Origin of the sequence: Emticicia agri (assembly GCF_004168285.1) — a bacterium.
GTDB lineage: Bacteria > Bacteroidota > Bacteroidia > Cytophagales > Spirosomataceae > Emticicia > Emticicia agri.
Genome location: NZ_SEWF01000020.1, coordinates 37270 through 57344 on the forward strand (window position 1 = coordinate 37270; position 20075 = coordinate 57344).

A 20075-nucleotide genomic window follows, 5' to 3' on the forward strand; every position below is an offset into this window, starting at 1 on the left:
ACATAAGACGCTCATTTTCGTTTGATAGGGAGATTATTGTATTTTCACACAAAACTGATTCTATCTCATGAAAAACATTCTGTTGGTTGTAGTATTAGCATTCGTAAGTGTATTTTCTCATGCCCAGAGTGCCGATGATATTATTAAAGGCATGACCAGTGGTAAAAAAGTAAAACCTAAGCCGGAATATAATTTTGCAGGCTCTCTTAAATTTCAGGTAACAGCTATTCAGGAAGGAAAGGCTTCTAAAGGTGAGCAGATGTGGTATTTTCCGGTAGGTAAAGAAAACATCTTCGGTATTGCCATGAATATGGAGCAGGGGTCGAGTATTCGGGGAGTAATTGACTACACAGACAAATCGATGATTATGTTTATGGAAGACCAGAAAATGGTGATGGGTATTCCGTTTGATTTGGATAAAACCATGAATGATATGCAGAATGACCCTAAGACGAAGGTTTCCACTCCTAAAAAAACAGGCCGTACCAAAACTATTTTAGGTTATGCCTGCGAAGAATGGGTAACCGAAAATATCGAGTACAGTTCTTCGATGTGGATGAGTGAGAAATTGCCTATTAATTCGGCAAGTTTTTATAAAATTATGGCCCAGCAATTAGCTAAAAGCACAGGTACACCCATGCCTGCTGATATGAAAGGCATTCCGCTTGAGATACAAGCTACCAATAAGAAATCGAAAGATAAATATAGCCTGGTTTGTACCGAAGTAAGCAGCAAACCAACCAAGTTCTCAACGGCAGGTTATAAAACCATGTGAGACTGGCGTTGCAGGTAATTCTCAATTTTGCCCAGTATCTCTTTCTGACGGTAAGGTTTTGGCAGATAATCGTCAAAACCTGCCTCTTCCAAAGCACTTGAATCTTTTAGAAATACATCGGCTGTGAGCGCAATAATAAACGGCTGGTCAGTATCCTGATAAGTTTCTCTGATAAGTTTTGAGGTCATGATACCGTTAATGCCTGGCAACTGAATATCCATAAAAATCAAATCATATTTCTTTTTCCTCGCTTCAACTACGGCTTTTTCGCCTGTATCAACAATATCAAATTCATCCATTACCCCTTCAAGAATCCGTTTCAGTATTTTCTGATTAAACTCATTATCTTCTACCACCAATACTCTGTGGTCGTTTAATATTTTCTCAGGTTTATTCTCTTCTTGTTTCTGAACAGTTTGTTGCACCACAGTCTTGAATACCCATTTTTCAACCATTTTCATCACGTTTTTCAACTTCAATGGTTTAATCATCATATCGCTATATCCTAACCTTGCATATTCTTTGGCTTCTTTTTCGTGGCTATAGCTCATGACAACAATAGGCACTTGTTCTGATACCCCGTTTTCTCTGAAAACCCTGATAGCCTTCTCCAATTCGCCTTTTACCTGCATCGAATCCACAAGTATCATTGACGGTGAATTTTGAGGGCTTTCAAAAAACTTCTCCGGTGAGCCAAAGGCAACCAATTCCAATTTCTTATCTTTAAAATACTGCTCAAATGTTTCAACGGCTTGTTGCGAGTCCACAGTCCAGATACAAGCCTCAGTATTGGCATATTTTATAAACAGGTCTCCCAGAAGAATCGGTTTTGAATCAGTATTTTCAAAAGGTACTTCAAAGAAAAACTCAGCCCCTTCGTGAAGCTTACTTTTTACGCCAATTATACCGTCCATCATTTCAGTCAGACGCTTGCAAATCGCTAACCCTAAACCAGTACCTCCCGAGTGCTTATTGGTTAATTGTTTGAAGCGGTCAAATATCAATTCTTGTTCATTGGCATCAATGCCTTTGCCCTGATCTATAACTTTACAAGATAAAGTAGGCTTTCCGTCAATGTTTCTGGCTGAAACCTTAATAGTTACCCAACTTCCGTTAGGCGAAAATTTAACCGCATTGGAAACAAAATTCAGGATAATCTGGCGTAACCGGTTTCTATCAGCCCTGATATACACAGGTACATTCGGATTCAGCATTACCCTTAACTGTATAGATTTTTCGAGGGCAGTCGCATAAAATACGTCTACGCAATCATCAAACAACTCAACTGATGAGAACACCTCCGGTTGGATTGTCAGTTCTCCTGCTTCTATTTTCGAGTAGTCCAGAATATCATTAATCAACGAAATAAGGCTTTCTCCACTTTTCTTGATAATATTTACCAATTCAAATTGTTCGTTCGATAAAACCGTGTTTTCCAGCAAACTCACGGCCCCAATTACCCCGTTCATCGGTGTACGAATTTCATGGCTCATATTCGCCAGGAAAGTGGTTTTCATTACATTGTCCCGTCTTTCTTTTTCAGCCAGATGAATCAACTGATGATTTATCACCTGCAGGCGTTCTTCTACCTGTTCTTCGATGGTTACATCTTCAAAAATCCAGATTCTACCTGTATAGCGGTTTACATGAATTAACTGTGTAATCACATTATAGGTACGGTTGATAGGCGCACCGAATTTCCACCTCCACCGGTCAATTGAGTTCGAAAACATCAATTCCTGCATTTTGGCTTGCACTTCTTCTTTGTTTTGCAGCTTGGTAATAAGGTTGCTGAACCCCTCTGCAATTTTTTGTGAATTAATAGGTTCGTCAGAAGAAAAACCAAATAAATCGTACGCCTTTGTATTCATAAATACCCCATTGGCACTTTCGTCAACAAAGACAATCGGTATCGGACTTTTACTCAGAATAGATTCAAACCGGATATTGAGTTCTGTTAAATCGGTAGTAGTCTGGTAGGTTGAAACAATCTCTTCAAACCTGATTTTGCAGAGTAATGAAAAATAACGGTAGGCTGTATGAATATTGGCATCTTCGGCACACACTTTTACCAGTAGTCCAGTGGTATGGTCGGTCTTTATGGCCTGTACAATTACTTTTCTGGCCGTTTTTTCAAAACTGAACAAGGCTATGTCTTCTTCAATAAGTCTGAAAGTATTTTCGGTAAGATCGTGCGATTTACTGAATGGGATTTTGAGCCCCACCAACGACGCATCGGTACTATAGGCTATTTCGGCTACACCAGACGGAAGAAAATGTACGTAGTAGATTTTTTCGGCAATGTCTAACTTTTTCAGCGATTGCAGTAACACACCCATCATGTTATCGATAGTATTATGAATACCAATCGTACTTTTAAAGAACCTGACGTATTTATTCGACCAGATTGTTTGTTCATCTGTATCTATCATCGGTATATTGCTTTGAAAGCTCATAGTGGGTGTTTTTGCCTGAAATTGTAAGACATCTGATTACCCAATAACAAAGCAAAAATCAAGCCAAGCAGATACCAGATAACAGTATGCTACCGCTGGATAATTATTTTTTATATTAAGATTAAATTAAAACTAAGGTGTGAAAATTTATGCAGAAAAGTGCCTGATTAATACTAACCAAGGCACTTTGAGTTTTTTTATAACAGAAGAATTTCTTTTTAGCTGAGTTGATTATACTCTTGTTGAATGATGCCTATAAACGCATCAATTTCGTTGACTATTGCCTGTGATTCCTCATTCGCAATGTCAAAATCGGGGTCGTTTTTTGCTTTTACCTCAAATTTTTTCATCCGGTCTGATAAATCAATGCCACCAACAAAACCCACCGCAGAGCTTATGGCATGAATTTTTCTCACTACTTTGTCTTTATCATTTTCGGCTTGTGCTGCTTTGATTTCTTCAACTTCCTCTGGCATGAGTGCTAAAAAATCGCCGAAAACCTCTAAAAGATACTCAAGCGTATCATAATTTTCAAGGAGAAATTCTTTGTCAAGAATTGTATTAAACTGATGAGTTTCAAACATAATTGATTAGTACAGGACGTATCTTATCCTTTTTAATTTGTGCAAAAAAATAAAAACACATTTTTTAGCATTAGCAAAAGTCGTCTGAAAATATACTATAATAGTCTGGTCAAAAACTATACCACGTGCAGGATTTACCGTAGAAACTTGTTGCAAAGGTACGAAATTTAATTTTATGTATTGGCATCATACTTTCGCAAATAAGTGCTGGGTGTCATTTTGGTTCTGTTTTTAAACTGACGGTTGAAATGGGAAACATTGTTGAAACCATTGGCATAGCACACTTCCAGCACCGTGTTATCGCCACTTTGCAACATCCGGCAGGCATGTCCTATGCGAATGTCATTCAGAAATTCAGAAAAGGTTTTGCGTGTCCGGAGCTTGAAAAAACGACAAAAAGCATTAGGAGTCATGTTGGCTATTTCTGCCACTTCTTCCAGATTTACTTCACGTTCGTAATTGCGCATCAGAAACTCAAATACGGCATTGATGCGTTGGTTATCAGCTTCTTTCTGTGTATTCTGATAGGTGATACCCGAAAGAAATTCTTTATCAGGCGAAACCGAAATAGCATTCAGTATTTCAAGAAAAGTCAATAGCTTGTCAAATCCCTTTTTATAGATTATCGACTCAACTAAAACTGTGAGGGTATTGGCCTCTTTATTTCTGATTCTAAAACCTCTGGAGGCTTCATTCAATAAACTTTTTAAATGCAGGGTTTCTGGAATATCAAAGAAATTTTCACCTAAAATATCTCCTCTGAAATAAATGGAAATAGAATACGCCCGCAGATTCTCGGTATAATATTCAGCATCACTCCTGAAAACATGGGGCAGATTACTACCCAGAAAATAGATGTCATACGGTTGAAAACGTGCTACATTGTCGCCAACAAACTGTGTGCCTGTACCCTCCAGCATTAAAGTTAGCTGCCATTCGGGATGAAAATGGAGTGTATCATAAAAATAGGGCAAATCATCAATCTGCACACGAAACGATTCTGTTTCAGTTTTTGGAATGCGGAATAAAAGAGGTTTCATAAGAATTGTCGAATTTCGACTGCGGATTGCGAACTATTAATAAAAATTACATTATGCGCAGACTTCAATCTGTATTCTATACAAAAAAGACCCGTGAGACATCCATTTTGTTTTTTTAGACAACAAATTCATGCGCTGAATCGTAAAAAATGAATTTAATTATAGGCATAAATACTAATTTACCCCTATATAAATTAGTAAACAACTATTTGGGGTAAAAAAGTATAGGTATTGGTGAAATGACAATAGGTTTTTATGAGCTATGTATAATAGCTTTGTATCATCAAACCGAATCATTCATTATCTTATATTACTCAATATGAAACCTTCCTGGACAGGCGTTTATCCGGCAGTAACTACTAATTTTTTTCAGGACGAAAGTCTTGACCTGAAAACCTTCTCGTTTAATATCGACGAACAAATCAAGGCGGGTGTACATGGCATTATTATCTGCGGCTCATTGGGCGAAAACGGTACGCTGACAAAAGATGAGAAACTGACCTTGCTTGAAACGGCGAAAAATACGATTGCAGGCCGTGTACCTTTGGTTATTTGTATTGCTGAGTGCATTACCAGAGAAGCCATTGCTTTTGCCAAAGAATGTGAGCAGACAGGTGCAGAAGGTTTTATGTTGTTACCACCGATGCGTTATCCTTCTGACGACAGAGAAACCTTACATTATCTGCATAGAGTAGCTGATTCAACTGATTTGCCTGTAATGGCCTATAATAATCCGTTGGCATATAAGACCTTTATTTCTATTCCGATGTTTCATGAACTGGCCGCAAATCCGCATTTTGAAGCCATGAAAGAATCGACAGGAGATATTCGCTATATGACTGACATTATCAATGCACTGGGCGGCAGATTCAAGATTCTTTCAGGAGTTGATGATTTAGCTTTTGAAAGTCTGGTAATGGGTGCAGACGGTTGGGTAGCAGGGTTGGTAGATGCCTTTCCGCGTGAAACCGTAGCTATTTACGAACTCGTAAAACAAGGCCGTATTGAAGAAGCCAGAGCCATTTATCGCTGGCATTTCCCGCTGATGCACCTGGATGTTTCTACAAAATTTGTACAGAATATTAAATTAGCCGAAGTAGCAACAGGTTTAGGGACTGAGTGGGTACGTGAGCCACGATTGCCCTTGGCAGGTGAAGAGCGTGAGCGTGTATTGAAAATCATTAACGACTCTCTGGCAACCAGACCTGTTTTACCTCAATTCTGATTATAACTATGATAAAGAGTTTTTTTTGCATAGATGCCCATACCTGTGGGAATCCGGTGAGGTTGATTGCCGGAGGCGGGCCGATACTGGAAGGGAAAAATATGTCTGAAAAAAGGCAACATTTTTTACGTGAATATGACTGGATACGTAAGGGGTTGATGTTTGAACCACGTGGCCACGACATGATGTCTGGCAGTATTCTGTACCCACCTCATGACCCCGAAAACGACGTGGCTGTATTGTTTATTGAAACCAGTGGCTGCCTGCCTATGTGCGGGCATGGTACCATTGGTACCATTACCATAGCCATTGAGCACGGGCTGATTCAGCCTAAAAAGCCCGGATTTATAAGAATGGAAGCTCCGGCAGGGTTGGTAATGATTGAGTATAAGCAGGAAGGTAACAAAGTGAAATCGGTAAAACTGACAAATGTTGCTTCATTTTTAGCCGCCGAAAATATTGAAGTAGAATGTCCCGATTTAGGTATGCTGAAAGTAGATGTAGCCTATGGGGGCAACTACTATGCAATTGTGGACGTGCAGGAAAATTTCCCAGGCTTAGAGCATTTCAAGGCTGACCAACTGATTGCCTGGGCAAGGGTATTAAGAGAGCGAATCAATGCAAAACATCAGTTTGTGCATCCGGAAAACCCGACTATCAATGGGTTAAGCCATATAGAATGGACAGGTAAAGTAATAGACCCGACTTCAACAGCCCGTAATGCGGTTTTTTATGGCGATAAGGCCATTGACCGCTCGCCTTGTGGCACAGGTACCTCAGCCCGTATGGCGCAATGGGCAGCCAAAGGTAAACTGCAACCCGGCGATGAATTTGTGCATGAAAGTATCATCGGCAGTAAATTCATTGGTCGTATTGAGGGTACTACCAAGGTAGGTGATTTTGATGCCATTTACCCAAGTATTGAGGGTTGGGCAAGAATTTATGGAAATAATACGATTACAATTGACGACCATGACGACCCGTATGCGTTTGGTTTTCAGGTGATATAAGCTATTTATAAGAAAAAAATTATGGCTACAAAAGCAAATGTACCGCATACAGTCATTATAGGCAGTGGTATTATAGGGTTATATTCGGCCTATTATCTGCAACAGAAAGGGCATCAGGTAACTATTATTGAGCGTACTGATGGTAGCGATGGTTGTTCGTATGGAAATGCAGGTATGATAGTACCCAGTCATTTTATTCCTTTGGCTGTGCCGGGTATGATTGAGAAAGGTATCAGATGGATGTTTAATTCAGAGAGTCCTTTCTATGTAAAACCCCGCCTCAACTGGGATTTGATTTCGTGGGGCTTAAAGTTTTATAAGGCAGCTAATGCCAGACAGGTAGAAAGAGCCATGCCTGCCTTGCGAGATATAAGTTTGTTAGCCAAAAAACTCTATCAGGATTTTGCCAAAGACGAGAAAAATGATTTTTCATTTGAGGAACGAGGACTGATGATGCTATGTAAAACCGGACATAATTTTCATGAAGAAGCCGAAGTAGCCGAAACTGCTAATAAATTAGGTATTGAAGCACAGGTGCTTGATGTGACCGCCCTGCATCAGCTTGAACCGGAAGTAAAACCCGACGTAGCAGGGGCAGTATATTATCCGGGCGATGCGCATTTGTATCCGAATGTACTGTTAAAAAAACTGAAAGATTTGTTGCAGCAACAGGGCGTTACTTTTTTATATAATAACGAGGTAACAGGGTTTGATTCAGCAGGCAGCACAATTAAAAGCATCAGTACACAATCTGGTAAAACCATTGCTGTAGAGGAACTAATTATTGCTACAGGTTCGTGGTCGCCAATGCTGGCCAAGCAGTTGAATATTAATTTACCCATGCAGGCCGGAAAAGGTTATAGCACTACGCTTAAACAGCAGGAAGGCAAAAAACTGAATATCCCGTCTATTTTATTAGAGGCCAGAGTAGCTATAACTCCAATGTCTGATAACCTGATTCGTTTCGGGGGTACGATGGAGATTGGCGGTATTAATCAGGATATTAACATGAATCGGGTAAGGGGTATTATTAAAGCCGTACCTGAATTTTTTCCTGAGTATCCGATTGAAGTGCCGAAGCAGGAGAAAGTATGGTCTGGATTGCGTCCTTGCTCGCCTGATGGCCTGCCTTACATCGGGCGCACTAAAAAGTACACTAATCTGATTATTGCATCAGGTCATGCCATGATGGGGCTAAGTCTGGCACCCGCCACCGGAAAATTAGTGCAGGAAATTGTTGACAATGAAAAAACAAGCATAGATATTTCGTTGTATAAGCCAGAAAGATATGACTAACCAGAAACATTTATTTGCTTTAGATGAGGGTATTACCTACCTGAATGGGGCTGCTTATGCGCCAATGCTGAAAACCTCAATAAGCAAAGGCACTGAGGGTATGCTGATGAAAGCCAGCCGACCTTTTACCATTGACCCCAAAAGTCACTTTGACCCTGCAGAAAGGGTACAAAAGTTATTTGCCCAATTGCTGAATATAGACAATCCGCAACGGGTAGCCATTATTCAGGCAGTATCTTATGGCATGGCGGTTGTGGCTAATAACCTGCATCGATTACCCGACATTTCAGCTAAAAAGCAAATTATCCTGATTCAGGATGAGTTCCCGAATAATGTATATGCTTTCGAGAGAGTTTGTCGGCAATTATCACTCAGTTACCATACCGTTGCCAAACCTGATACTTTAGAGAATCGAGGGAAGTTGTGGAATGAAAGTATTCTTAACGCCATTACCCACGAAACAGCTATGGTAGTGGTACCTCATATTCATTGGATATATGGCGTGAAGTTCAATCTGGCGGCTATTTCAGAACGTTGTAAAGAAGTAGGGGCACTGATGATTGTTGATGCCACGCAGTCGGTAGGAGCCATGAGTTTTGATGTAGATGCCATACAACCCGATGCCGTGATTTGTGCCGGATATAAATGGCTTTTAGGCCCATATAGCATAGGCCTGGCTTATTTTGGTGAGTTTTTCGACGAGGGTATTCCGGTAGAAGAGTCGTGGTTGAACCGCATAAACAGCGAGAAGTTTGCCCAGTTGATTCACTATCAGAAAGTGTACCGACCCTTTGCCCAAAGATACAATGCAGGCGAGTATTCACAGTTCATTCAATTGCCCATGTTAGAAGATGCGCTTTCGCAAATTCTTGATTGGGGAGTAGATACTATGCAGCAATATTGCCAAAGCATTACGCAGAAACCTTTAGAAGCCTTACAGAAATTAGGTTGCAGACTTGAGTCAGAGGCTTATCGTGGACATCACTTATTAGGTATCAGTTTGCCACAAGGCGTAGATAACCAGGCTTTTACCGAAGAATTATTAAGCAATAAAATCATCATCTCCAACCGTGGCGTAGCTATACGGGTTTCTCCGAATGTGTATAATAAGGAAGATGATATGTGGGCTTTGGTTGAAGTGTTGGAGAAGAGTTTGAAATAAACTGATACAAAATTTTGCCACAATGTACACTATATGCACTATATTACACTATTCCGGTTAGTTGTGCAACGTTGCGATTTTAATGTACATTGTGGTTTTAATTTTATGCTCAGGCAGGCTGTGCAGGCCCTAATTCATTCTCCCATTTAGCTACTATGGCAGTAGCTACGGCATTGCCAGCCACTGAGGTAGCCGAGCGACCCATATCTAACAACCAATCTACAGCAAATAGCAAGATTAAACCCTCGGCAGGTAAATTAAATAGCGACATCGTTCCTGCAATGACTACCAGAGAGGCTCGTGGTACGCCCGCAATACCTTTACTGGTAATCAATAGCGTAAGCAGCATGGTAACCTGTTGACCTATTGATAATTCAATGCCATAGGCTTGCGCAATAAAACCGGTGGCAAAGGTCATATACATCATAGAGCCGTCAAGGTTGAAAGAATACCCCAATGGCAATACAAAACTCACGATTCTTTCTGATACGCCGAATTTCTTCAATTGCTCAATCTGTAATGGCATTGAGGCTTCCGAACTGGCTGTGCTGAATGATAAAAACAGGGCGTCTTTTACGTAAGCAAGCAGTTTCCAGTACTGTACTTTGGTAAACAGACAGATAAGCGGCAAGACCACTAATATAAAAAAGGCCAGTGTAGCAAAGAAACAGATAATCAGATATAGATAACCACCAAGAATGCCAAGACCTTTCTGGGCAATTACGGCTGCTACTGCACCAAAAACCGCATAAGGCGCAAAACCCATCACATAACCCACTATCTTGAACATCACTTCGGCAACGGCATCCAAACCTTTGATAATCACTTTACCGTGGTCGCCGATAGCGGCTGTGGCAATACCAAAAAAGATAGAGAATACCACTATCTGCAAAATTTCGTTGGTAGCTAATGCTTCAAAAAAACTCTGCGGAAAAAGGTGTGTAAAGAAGTTTTCTAAAGTCATTTTTTTCGACTCTATGCCTGTATCTGCACCCGATTCCGGCAAGGGTATTTCCATCATCTTTCCCGGTTTAAGAATATTCACGGCAAGTAAACCCGTTACTAACGACAATATAGTAGCAAAATAGAAATATCCCAGTGTTTTTACCCCAATGCGTCCAACGGTTTTAAAATCACCTAATTTGGCTATACCCACCGTCAGGATAGAGAAAATCAATGGCCCGATAATCATTTTTATCAAGCGTAAGAAGATTTTGCTTAACAGGTTTAAATACACACTCCAGGAGGCAAGTGCTTCGGGGTCAGAAGTTAAATAGACATTCATCAGGTAGCCTACTATGATACCCAAGGTCATGCCTATAAAAATTTTCCAGGTAATATTTAGTTTCATAATGAAGTGGTTTTCCCTGTCCCTACAGGAGAAGCATTGTTTAGGTTATGGTTCAGGATAGACCTTCTATAGGGTGTAGAATCATATCCTGAATTTTATTTATTACAATAATGGTTAAAAAATATGGGTAGTCAAAATACTGACTTACCGAATGTTGATTTATTTAATCATTTTCTGTCAAATTTCCTGTTTTTTGTTGTTTGATATGCCGTTAAATAATTTTTTTTTACCATTCAATTGTTTTTGCAACCGTAGAATAAAATTTTTCGTATATTCTGTAACATTCATACAAATTTTACGTCTTAGTAATAGTAATTTTGAAACAGAGAATGGGAGTTTGCTTCTATGATCTTTACGTTTAGGTATTTTGTACTAACCTATTTTTATTCAGAAATTCTTCTTTTCAATACCTTCTGAATAATTTTTTGAAAAATACCGTACAGCACGTATAAAGATTAGGGGTTTTTACGCTAAAATATGTTCAGAGAGTTTCAGACCTTTGCATTGTTCATTCAACTTTATAATATGTAAGAAAATGTTTACGCTTTTAGAAATCGGAAATAGTCTCAACAATATAGCCATGATTTACCCGCTACAAATCCTTTTAGTTGGAGTATTGTTGTTATTAGGACTATATGTACTATATCACTCTACGGGTTTAAGTAGAGGTTTATTTCAAAGAAATAAATTTTTAAAGTAGATTTTGTTTCATCATAGTGGTTAGGGTTGTAGCAAAAAGCCATCTCTGTTGAGGTGGCTTTTTTGTTTAGGATACTTGCCCCACACCATTTATTTTATAGACAATGCGGGAAAAGCAGTTGAACTGAAAGCAGGATTTGTAGCCAGTGGCGTCCGAATATTTACCGTAAAAATTGGCGGTTGCGAGAATTGATGGCCACCCATTGAATAATTACTTGATTATCAGCGTTATTAATAAAAACAGAAGTAGTTTTTGTACTAAAAAGCTTTGCTATGCTAAATAATTGAATTGGATTTTTCTGTTTAAAGGTTGGATATTGTTAATGATTGTTAATGATTTGAATCAGATTAAACCATTTCACTAATATTAGCATCTATAAGCTATAAATAAGGAGAAAATGAAAGAAATAAAGAAAAATGCTATAAACCCTGTGCCCTCTCAAATAAAGAGGGGAGGTATTACTGCATCGCTTTTGCTGATGGCAGGTTTGAGCTTTTGCACAATTGATACTTTTGCTCAGGGTAGGAAGGGCGACAGAGAGGGTGGACAAACAGGCAATGGCAGAAGTGAGAGGAGTGGAGGCTCTGAAAGGAGGTCTTTTGAGAGAAGCAACGGCAGCGACAGAGTTGCCATGAATCGTGGTAATGAAGGCCGTAGCTTTGAAAACAGGAGTTCAGGGAACAGAGGTTCTGAGATTAGAAGCAGCGAATCGAGGGGAAGCCGGATGTCAACACCGGGTGGCTCTTCAAGAGAAGAAAGCAGAAGCTCTTTTCCTGACAGAGGTGCCAGAGGAAGAGAAGAAAGGGGTGATATAAGCCTGAATCGTCCGGATAGAGTGCAAACACAGCCGGATGTTCGTACTGAAAGCAGAAGGGTAGAAACGCCAAGACCTGATAACGACAGAGGGAGTAGAGATAATAATTATAGTGGTGGCAGCAGAACTTATGGCGATAGAAGTAATGGCGCAGACAGAAGCAACGGCGGCGATAGAAACCGTACTTATGGAGACCGTGGCGGAAGAGACAACGACCGAAACCGTTGGGATAATAACCGAGGTGGTAGAGACAATAACTATGGCAACAGAGGCGGCTGGGATAACAGAGGTAGGAGAGATAATGACAGATACGACCGCAGAGGCTATGATAACCGCAGATTTGATGGCAGATATGGCAGCCCAAGCTGGAGATACTACAATCTGCCACGCCGTAATAGTGTAGTTCGTGTATTACCCACATCTTGTTTACCTGTCTATTACGGAGGTATCAACTATCGTTACTACAACGGTATCTATTACAGACCTTATAGAGATACATACGTGGTTTCGTTTCCGCCGATTGGTTTAAGAATTGGCGTATTGCCACTTGACTGTCAGATTTATACTTTCTTTGGTCGTCCGTATCACTACTATAATGGGTCCTATTATCGCCCGATTGGGAATGAATACGAAGTAGTACCGCCTCCGGTTGGTGCTTTGGTTGAAAGTATTCCTGACGGGTACGAGCAAGTGATTATAGACGGAGAAACATATTATATAGTAGATGGTGTGCAATACAAAGCAGTAGTTTACGAAGGTGAGATATGGTATGAAGTGATTAAAATAAATTACTAAAACTACAATTTGCTTACATCTAAACACGGGGATATGTCCATTGGGCATATCCTTATTTTTTTATCCAGGGTTCCAGTACTTTCAGCCAGCCTTTTTTTGTTTTCTGATAATCTTCAAGACAACGGCTGGTCATAGACAGGGGTAGCATCTTCCGACGGACTAAAGCCTGATTCTGCGTAGGATTAGAGCCATAGAGCATACAGATAATATGATAAAAACGCTGGTGGTCAAGCGAGTGCTCGTCCCACAATTGCAGGTTCTTCAAAGGAACATTCTGTTCCGATTCTCCCATCAGATAAAAAGCGATAGCTCCATCCAGAACTGCCACAGAACCTTTTCTACTACCATCGGCTAATAGAAAAACAGAAAAATTATCTACCGTATCTTCTTCTTTTCCGGTTACAGGTAAATCCATCAGGTCTATAAGGGCATGTCCCATTTCATGGTAAAAGATAAAAAGCGTGGTATTAATGACCATCTCTCTCAACTGTGCCTGATTCTGTGTTTTGGTTGTGAACAACTCATATAAATATACAACCATTTCGTAGCAGATAGTTACTTTTTTGCTGTGTTCGTCATAAAACGCATTGCTACTCTGGCATTCGTCAAAAGTAATATACAGGTCTTCAGGTAAAGCCAGATAGCCGTTAATATCCTGTGCAATGGCTTCTAAAATTTTAGTACGCTTGATTCTCTCCTGAAAATCTCTGAAAACTGAATCTTTTATATGATCATTCCATACTACTTTTACATCGCCGTGGTCATTCATTTTTGCCTGCTGGGCAATGGTAGTGAAAGAACAAAAACAAATAAAACCTATTATCAAACCTTTCATAAATTGCTTTGTGAGGCAAACCGGGTGACGACTGTAGTTCACCTGATAATTGTGGTAATTTTAAAATAAGCTAACTTGTTTATTTACAACGTAAAAAAACGCAATACTTACACCACAGACAAGCACATTTTACTAAACAATTTGTTAAATTAAGTTAATCATACAAAAGAATCAAGGCTGTGGTGCTTGTCGCATAAAATACTTATGTAGACGAATTTTAACAAGCTAATCAACAAAAACCGAATTGACCAATCAGGAAAAATAGTATATTTGTTTGACATCCAATCTGTTAAATCAACGGAACTAAGCCAATACATTACCCAATACTCCTATGAAAAAAATAATTCTTTGTATGATGCTATTATCAACGCTTCACTCAGTTCGGGCACAAGACCGTGTGTATGGCAATGTTCGTTCAACCCGCTCAGAAGTAATCGCCCAGAATGGCGTGGCCTGCACCTCTCACCCACTTAGTACACAAGCTGCTATCGAAATTCTGCGAGCAGGAGGGAGTGCCATTGATGCCGCTATTGCGGCCAATGCAATGGAGGGCGTAGTAGAACCTCACATGAACGGAATTGGCGGTGATTTATTTGCCATTGTATGGGATGCCAAAACCCGTAAACTATATGGGTTGAATGCTTCGGGGCGTTCGCCTTATACCCTTACTTTAGCAGAATTGAAAAAAAGAGGATTAACTCATCTCCCTTCAACCGGACCTTTACCTATTAATGTACCGGGGTGTGTTGACGGCTGGTTTGAATTACATAAGAAATTCGGTAAACTGCCTATGGAGAAAATTCTGTCGCATGCTATTGCTTATGGCAGAAATGGCTTTCCTGTGCATGGCGAGTTGGCCAGTTCTTTAGCGGCCGTACCACGGTTATATGGCAAATTCCCGAATGTAAAAGAGCATTATTATCCGAATGGAGAAGTGCCTAAAAAAGGCGATATATTTAAAAATCCTAATCTGGCTAATACACTTGAAAAAATTGCCAAAGGTGGTCGTGATGTCTTTTATAAGGGAGAAATACCACAAACGATTGAAGCCTTTATGAAAAAGAATGGCGGATTTCTGACTGCCAAAGACTTTGCCGACCACACCTCAACCTGGGTTGAACCTGTTTCTACCAATTACCGGGGCTATGATGTATGGGAGCTACCACCCAACGGACAAGGTATATGTGTTCTACAAATGCTGAATATACTGGAAGGGTATGACTTCTCGAAAATTCCTTATGGCAGTACCGAGCATATACATCTGTTTACAGAAGCTAAAAAATTAGCGTTTGAAGACCGTGCCAAATATTATGCAGACCCAGAATATGCCAAAATTCCGGTAAAACAGTTAATTTCGAAAGAATATGCGGCAGAAAGAAGAAAATTGATTGACCCTAATAGGGCAGCTGCCCGATATGATGCAGGTAACCCTGCCTTGAAAGACGGAGACACGATTTTTTTGACGGTAGCTGATAAAGAGGGCAATATGGTAGCTTTGATTCAAAGTAATTACAGAGGATTCGGCTCGGGTATGATGGCTGATGGCTTAGGCTTTATGTTTCAGGATAGAGGTGAAATGTTTAGCCTGACCGAGGGAGAAAATAATACCTATGCGCCACACAAGCGTCCGTTTCATACCATTATTCCGGCATTTATTACCAAAGACGGCAAACCTTATATGAGTTTTGGGGTAATGGGAGGGGCTTTTCAGCCACAAGGCCATGTACAGATAGTAATGGATATAGTAGATTTCGGTATGAATCTGCAAGAAGCCGGAGATGCCCCACGACTGAATCATGAAGGTTCATCAGAACCAACGGGTGAAAAAATGACTGATGGAGGCATGATAACATTAGAGTCAGGATTTTCATATGAAACTATCAGAGGACTAATGCAGAAAGGACATAAAGTAGGTTATATTTTAGGCTTGTATGGCGGGTATCAGGCTATTCGCTACGATGAAGAGCGAAAAACCTATACTGGCGCATCAGACCCACGTAAAGATGGCCATGCCGCAGGTTTTTAAAAGATAGAGAAGAAAGAATCCTGTCCTGAAATGGTTTACGGACAGGATTCTTCTTTTTTAACTATTTGAAGCGTTGGTTATTAATAATAATATACCTGTCAATACGCTGAGTATTCCCCATACGAGCAAGAATTTCTTACGTTCTTTCCTCTTTTCTTCCCTGCTCATGGTCGAGATAGGCTTGACGGGTTTACTAAAGGCCTTAATCAGAAAGTAAACACCTCCTGATAGTACCCCAAGACTTGTTATAAATATCAGCAACGCCAATACACCATAGCCACTGCACAAAACGCCACAGGTAAGATATAAACCAAAATAAGTAAGTACCAGACTTAATAAAAACAATAAAACGTACCCGACACGACGACCGCTATAAGGGTCGTCGTCAGCCGTTTTCTTTGAGAATACCCGAATTTTATGCTTTAAAGTATGTTTCTTGGTTGCTATTTGAGAATTAGTTGTTACTACACTGTCAGATGACATTGAAACAGCCGCATTTGCCACGAATACACTATTGATAGAATAACCCAATCCTTTAAAATGATTGCCTAAAAGAACAGACAACAAAAGACTGCTTAAAAAGATGATGCCTGTAGTTCGGAGGCGTAGCTGGCGATGGGCTTCTTTGCTGAGGGTTTGCGCCTGATAACGGTAGTTGTTCTGAACAAAGGTGATAACAAAAACCAGCCCCAAAACAGCTAATTCAATAAAAGCGGTGGAAAAAACAGGAAAGAAATGTTGACCTATATCGAATCCGATGAAACTCTTAACAAATTCGATGATAACAATGAGTGTGATAGCCTTTTTGGAGTTACGGCTTGCCCAGATAGAAATAACATTCATAAGATACAGTTTTCGGTGAGGACTTTATGCCTTAAAACTAAAAGGGTTATGCTTTTGTTTGGCACAACCCTTTTTCTGTATCCTATTCTTTTTTAATGCTCCTGTTCTTTTACCAGGTCAGTCAATAAATCAATCCAAGGTGCTGAATCGTTCAGACTTTCTACCAGTTGCCAGTGTTCGCCGCCATGTTCTTCAAACATTTCCCGATATTCTTCTGCTACCTCAATGGTAGTTTCCAAGCAGTCGGCCACAAAGGCAGGTGAGTACGCTAATACTCTTTTAACGCCTTTTTGCGCCAGTTCTTTCACCACATGGTCAGTATAGGGCTGAATCCAGGGTTCTTTGCCTAAACGGGACTGAAAGCTGGTGGTATAGGTACCTTCTTTGAGGCCTAATTCTTTTACCAGTAATCGGGTAGTTTCGTAGCAGGAAGCCCGGTAACAGTGCTGATTGAAAGCATGGATAGTATCGCAGCAACTACCAAGCTTGCAGGTATTGCCTGTGCAGTCGGCTTTAGTCATTTGCCTTTCGGGCAAGCCATGATAACTGAAAACCACGTAATCGTAATTACCTTTATCAAGGTATTTCCTGCCATTATCGGCAAAGGCTTTAATAAATTTCGGATGATTGTAAAAGTAATTGACAAACTTTAACTGAGGAATTATCTGCCACTGACCAATTATCCGCATCACTTCTTCATAGACCGAACCTGTGGAGGCCGAAGCATATTGTGGAAAGAATGGCACTACAATAATTTTACTTAATCCCATCAACTGCAATTCTTTCAGTCCTTTTTCTATACTCGGGTTCTGATAGCGCATGGCTAACTTTACTACGTAGTCATTTCCTAAGGCTTCTTGTAATTGTTTCTCATTAGCTTCACCATAAATTTTAAGCGGAGAGCCTTTTTCTGTCCATAGTTCTTTATACACTTTAGCTGATTTAGGCGAACGAAAAGGGGCAATAATCAGGTTAATCAGCAACCAACGGTTGGCGTAAGGGATATCTATTACTCTGCCATCCATCAGAAACTCACGTAGATATTTTTTTACATCAGGTACATTCGGAGTGTCAGGTGTACCTAAATTTACTATTAATACTCCGGTTTTTCCAAGCATAATCAAGCTAACTGATTTTTGAAAAGTACAGTGTCTTTTCGAAGAATAATATAATTAAGTGTAAATAAGTATGAGTACTTTTAAAGTAACTACAATTTTAAAAAAAACGTTTCCTTTCTGTGAGGCGAACTTTCAGTTCGCCAAAACTCGGAGAGTTTTATAAAAAGGTCTTTGAGCTATAATCAAATTCAAATTGAGAAGTTATGAATTATCCCGTCTAATTTTTTATGAAATTCTCTGAATTTTGACGAACTGGAAGTTCGTCCCACAAATCTTACAATGGAATATTCCCATGCTTTTTTCTCGGTAAGGTATCCACTTTATTTTCGAGCATTTTAAAGGCTTTTAACAGTTTTTCTCGGGTGTCTTCCGGTTTAATTACTTCGTCCACATACCCTCGGTGAGCAGCTTTATACGGATTGGCAAACTTTTCGGTGTACTGTTCAATCTTATGCCGTAATTCAGCCTGTGGGTCGTCAGCTTCGCTTATTTCTTTACGGAAAATAATTTCGGCTGCTCCGGCGGCACCCATTACCGCAATTTCGGCCGTTGTCCAGGCATAATTCATATCTGCACCAATATGCTTTGAATTCATGACACAATAGGCTCCGCCATAGGCTTTACGGGTAATGACCGTAATACGTGGAACAGTAGCCTCACAAAAAGCATACAGCAGTTTGGCACCGTGCATAATAATTCCGTTCCATTCCTGGTCGGGGCCGGGTAAAAAGCCGGGAACATCTTCCAACACTAAAAGCGGAATATTAAAGCAGTCGCAGAAACGTACGAACCTTGCACCTTTAATGCTGGCATGAATGTCTAAAACACCTGCTAATACAGCAGGTTGATTGGCTACAATGCCTACGCTACGCCCGCCCACGTGTGCAAAACCTACCACAATGTTTTCGGCAAAGGTTTTATGTACTTCAAAAAAACTATTTGTATCAACTAATTCTTCTATCAATTCTCTGACATCGTACGGATGGTTCGGGTTTTCGGGTAATAAGCCAGCCAGTTTAGGACGTTTTTCATGACCATCAGACTCATAAGGAGCAAAAGGTGCCTGGTCTTCACAATTAGAAGGAATATAGCTGAATAGTTTTTTTATCTGATTGATACATTCCGCTTCGTTTGGTGTTACAAAGTGGGTAACACCAGATTTTGTAGCATGGGTAATGGCACCGCCTAATTCTTCTGAAGTTACGTCTTCATGCGTAACAGTTTTTACTACATTGGGGCCTGTTACAAACATATAAGAGGTATTTTCTACCATAAATATGTAGTCGGTTAAAGCAGGCGAATAAACGGCTCCTCCGGCACAAGGTCCCATAATGGCAGAAATCTGAGGAATCACGCCTGAGGCAAGGGTATTACGATAAAATATTTCAGCATATCCGGCCAATGAATTGACACCCTCCTGAATACGTGCGCCGCCTGAATCATTCAGTCCTATAACCGGAGCACCATTTTTCATGGCCATATCCATAATTTTACAGATTTTTTCGGCATACGTCTCTGAGAGCGAGCCACCAAATACCGTAAAATCCTGTGCAAAAACATAGACCAGACGTCCGGTAATAGTGCCATAACCGGTTACCACACCATCGCCTAAATAATACTCTTTGTCAAGCCCGAAATCTTTGCTTCGGTGCATCACAAATTTGCCTATTTCCTCAAAAGTGTTTTCATCTAAAAGTAACTCTATTCTTTCGCGAGCAGAAAGTTTCCCTTTGGCGTGCTGACTTTCTATTCTGTCTTTTCCTCCACCTTGTTCAGCTTCGGTATTTTTGCGGTCAAGTATTTGTGTCCTTCCGAGATTTGATTGTGATGACATACCGGGTTCAGGGTCATATAAGTAGAGCAAAACTAAGAAAACTGGCGTGAAATGGTTCTTATCAATCCACTTTTATTTATACTATCATTCAGAAGAGGCCTTGTTCAGGTTAATATCAGAGATCGTCAGGTGTTAGGTCAGTTTTTTTCAGAATCGACATAAATAAGCCAGTTTGAATATCTTTATTGCATGCACAGGAATTGGAATAGTT

Annotated in this window: 15 protein-coding genes; 7 read left to right on the forward strand and 8 right to left on the reverse strand. The window is 40.1% G+C overall.

Annotated features, from left to right (window positions below; all coding sequences use genetic code 11):
* The first annotated feature begins 67 nt into the window (after positions 1-67).
* The gene (locus EWM59_RS14450; protein WP_130021747.1) at positions 68-775 is read left to right on the forward strand and encodes a DUF4412 domain-containing protein; all 708 of its coding nucleotides are present in this window, start codon (positions 68-70) and stop codon (positions 773-775) included.
* On the opposite strand, the gene EWM59_RS14455 is transcribed toward EWM59_RS14450, so the two are convergent.
* The 3 genes from EWM59_RS14455 to EWM59_RS14465 all read right to left on the reverse strand — a co-directional run bounded on the left by EWM59_RS14455 (position 760) and on the right by EWM59_RS14465 (position 4855).
* Positions 760-3231, reverse strand: a complete 2472-nt coding sequence (locus EWM59_RS14455) for a response regulator (protein ID WP_130021749.1) — start codon at positions 3229-3231, stop codon at positions 760-762. The genes EWM59_RS14450 and EWM59_RS14455 overlap by 16 nt on opposite strands.
* A 218-nt stretch (positions 3232-3449) precedes the next feature.
* On the reverse strand, positions 3450-3815 hold the full coding sequence (locus tag EWM59_RS14460) for an Hpt domain-containing protein (protein ID WP_130021751.1): 366 nt from the start codon (positions 3813-3815) through the stop codon (positions 3450-3452).
* A 173-nt stretch (positions 3816-3988) separates the two neighbouring features.
* Positions 3989-4855 carry an AraC family transcriptional regulator gene (locus tag EWM59_RS14465; RefSeq protein ID WP_130021753.1) on the reverse strand — a complete coding sequence of 289 codons (867 nt, stop codon included), beginning with the start codon at positions 4853-4855 and terminating at the stop codon, positions 3989-3991.
* A 319-nt stretch (positions 4856-5174) separates the two neighbouring features.
* On the opposite strand from EWM59_RS14465, the gene EWM59_RS14470 reads away from it, so the two are divergent.
* The 4 genes from EWM59_RS14470 to EWM59_RS14485 are packed head-to-tail and all read left to right on the forward strand — an operon-like array spanning position 5175 to position 9548.
* Positions 5175-6080: a dihydrodipicolinate synthase family protein gene (locus EWM59_RS14470; protein WP_130021755.1), complete on the forward strand. Its 906-nt coding sequence runs from the start codon at positions 5175-5177 to the stop codon at positions 6078-6080.
* An 8-nt stretch (positions 6081-6088) separates the two neighbouring features.
* Positions 6089-7090 (forward strand): 4-hydroxyproline epimerase, encoded by a 1002-nt coding sequence (locus tag EWM59_RS14475; RefSeq protein ID WP_130021757.1) that lies wholly within the window; start codon positions 6089-6091, stop codon positions 7088-7090.
* A 21-nt stretch (positions 7091-7111) separates the two neighbouring features.
* Positions 7112-8386 (forward strand): NAD(P)/FAD-dependent oxidoreductase, encoded by a 1275-nt coding sequence (locus EWM59_RS14480; protein ID WP_130021759.1) that lies wholly within the window; start codon positions 7112-7114, stop codon positions 8384-8386.
* A complete protein-coding gene (locus tag EWM59_RS14485; protein ID WP_130021761.1) occupies positions 8379-9548 on the forward strand; it encodes an aminotransferase class V-fold PLP-dependent enzyme in 1170 nt (389 codons plus the stop codon). Before EWM59_RS14480 ends, EWM59_RS14485 begins: the two co-directional genes overlap by 8 nt.
* 109 nt (positions 9549-9657) lie before the next feature.
* On the opposite strand, the gene EWM59_RS14490 is transcribed toward EWM59_RS14485, so the two are convergent.
* Complete coding sequence (locus tag EWM59_RS14490; protein ID WP_130021763.1) at positions 9658-10899, reverse strand: dicarboxylate/amino acid:cation symporter; 1242 nt, start codon at positions 10897-10899, stop codon at positions 9658-9660.
* Between the two features lie 1097 nt (positions 10900-11996).
* On the opposite strand from EWM59_RS14490, the gene EWM59_RS14495 reads away from it, so the two are divergent.
* Entirely contained in the window at positions 11997-13208 is a 1212-nt protein-coding gene (locus EWM59_RS14495; protein ID WP_130021765.1) for a DUF6515 family protein, read from the forward strand.
* A 52-nt stretch (positions 13209-13260) separates the two neighbouring features.
* Here EWM59_RS14495 and EWM59_RS14500 read toward each other — a convergent pair whose 3' ends face one another.
* Positions 13261-14043 carry a DUF4344 domain-containing metallopeptidase gene (locus tag EWM59_RS14500; RefSeq protein WP_130021767.1) on the reverse strand — a complete coding sequence of 261 codons (783 nt, stop codon included), beginning with the start codon at positions 14041-14043 and terminating at the stop codon, positions 13261-13263.
* Positions 14044-14374: 331 nt separating this feature from the next.
* Between EWM59_RS14500 and ggt the strand changes: the two genes are divergently transcribed.
* Entirely contained in the window at positions 14375-16069 is a 1695-nt protein-coding gene (gene ggt, locus EWM59_RS14505) for a gamma-glutamyltransferase (protein WP_130021769.1), read from the forward strand.
* A gap of 57 nt (positions 16070-16126) precedes the next feature.
* On the opposite strand, the gene EWM59_RS14510 is transcribed toward ggt, so the two are convergent.
* From EWM59_RS14510 to EWM59_RS14520, 3 genes are all read right to left on the reverse strand, one after another.
* The gene (locus EWM59_RS14510; RefSeq protein WP_130021771.1) at positions 16127-16912 is read right to left on the reverse strand and encodes a hypothetical protein; all 786 of its coding nucleotides are present in this window, start codon (positions 16910-16912) and stop codon (positions 16127-16129) included.
* Between the two features lie 92 nt (positions 16913-17004).
* The gene (gene hemH / locus EWM59_RS14515) at positions 17005-18030 is read right to left on the reverse strand and encodes a ferrochelatase (RefSeq protein WP_130021773.1); all 1026 of its coding nucleotides are present in this window, start codon (positions 18028-18030) and stop codon (positions 17005-17007) included.
* Positions 18031-18304: 274 nt separating this feature from the next.
* Positions 18305-19864 carry an acyl-CoA carboxylase subunit beta gene (locus tag EWM59_RS14520; protein WP_130021898.1) on the reverse strand — a complete coding sequence of 520 codons (1560 nt, stop codon included), beginning with the start codon at positions 19862-19864 and terminating at the stop codon, positions 18305-18307.
* Positions 19865-20075 lie beyond the last annotated feature (211 nt).

Coding starts and splice junctions, on each gene's coding strand:
- EWM59_RS14520 (WP_130021898.1), bottom strand. CDS start 19,864: ATGTCATCACAATCAAATCTCGGAAGGACACAAATACTTGACCGCAAA.
- hemH (WP_130021773.1), bottom strand. CDS start 18,030: ATGCTTGGAAAAACCGGAGTATTAATAGTAAATTTAGGTACACCTGAC.
- EWM59_RS14500 (WP_130021767.1), bottom strand. CDS start 14,043: ATGAAAGGTTTGATAATAGGTTTTATTTGTTTTTGTTCTTTCACTACC.
- EWM59_RS14460 (WP_130021751.1), bottom strand. CDS start 3,815: ATGTTTGAAACTCATCAGTTTAATACAATTCTTGACAAAGAATTTCTC.
- EWM59_RS14450 (WP_130021747.1), top strand. CDS start 68: ATGAAAAACATTCTGTTGGTTGTAGTATTAGCATTCGTAAGTGTATTT.
- EWM59_RS14510 (WP_130021771.1), bottom strand. CDS start 16,912: ATGAATGTTATTTCTATCTGGGCAAGCCGTAACTCCAAAAAGGCTATC.
- EWM59_RS14480 (WP_130021759.1), top strand. CDS start 7,112: ATGGCTACAAAAGCAAATGTACCGCATACAGTCATTATAGGCAGTGGT.
- EWM59_RS14495 (WP_130021765.1), top strand. CDS start 11,997: ATGAAAGAAATAAAGAAAAATGCTATAAACCCTGTGCCCTCTCAAATA.
- EWM59_RS14490 (WP_130021763.1), bottom strand. CDS start 10,899: ATGAAACTAAATATTACCTGGAAAATTTTTATAGGCATGACCTTGGGT.
- EWM59_RS14485 (WP_130021761.1), top strand. CDS start 8,379: ATGACTAACCAGAAACATTTATTTGCTTTAGATGAGGGTATTACCTAC.
- EWM59_RS14465 (WP_130021753.1), bottom strand. CDS start 4,855: ATGAAACCTCTTTTATTCCGCATTCCAAAAACTGAAACAGAATCGTTT.
- EWM59_RS14470 (WP_130021755.1), top strand. CDS start 5,175: ATGAAACCTTCCTGGACAGGCGTTTATCCGGCAGTAACTACTAATTTT.
- ggt (WP_130021769.1), top strand. CDS start 14,375: ATGAAAAAAATAATTCTTTGTATGATGCTATTATCAACGCTTCACTCA.
- EWM59_RS14455 (WP_130021749.1), bottom strand. CDS start 3,231: ATGAGCTTTCAAAGCAATATACCGATGATAGATACAGATGAACAAACA.
- EWM59_RS14475 (WP_130021757.1), top strand. CDS start 6,089: ATGATAAAGAGTTTTTTTTGCATAGATGCCCATACCTGTGGGAATCCG.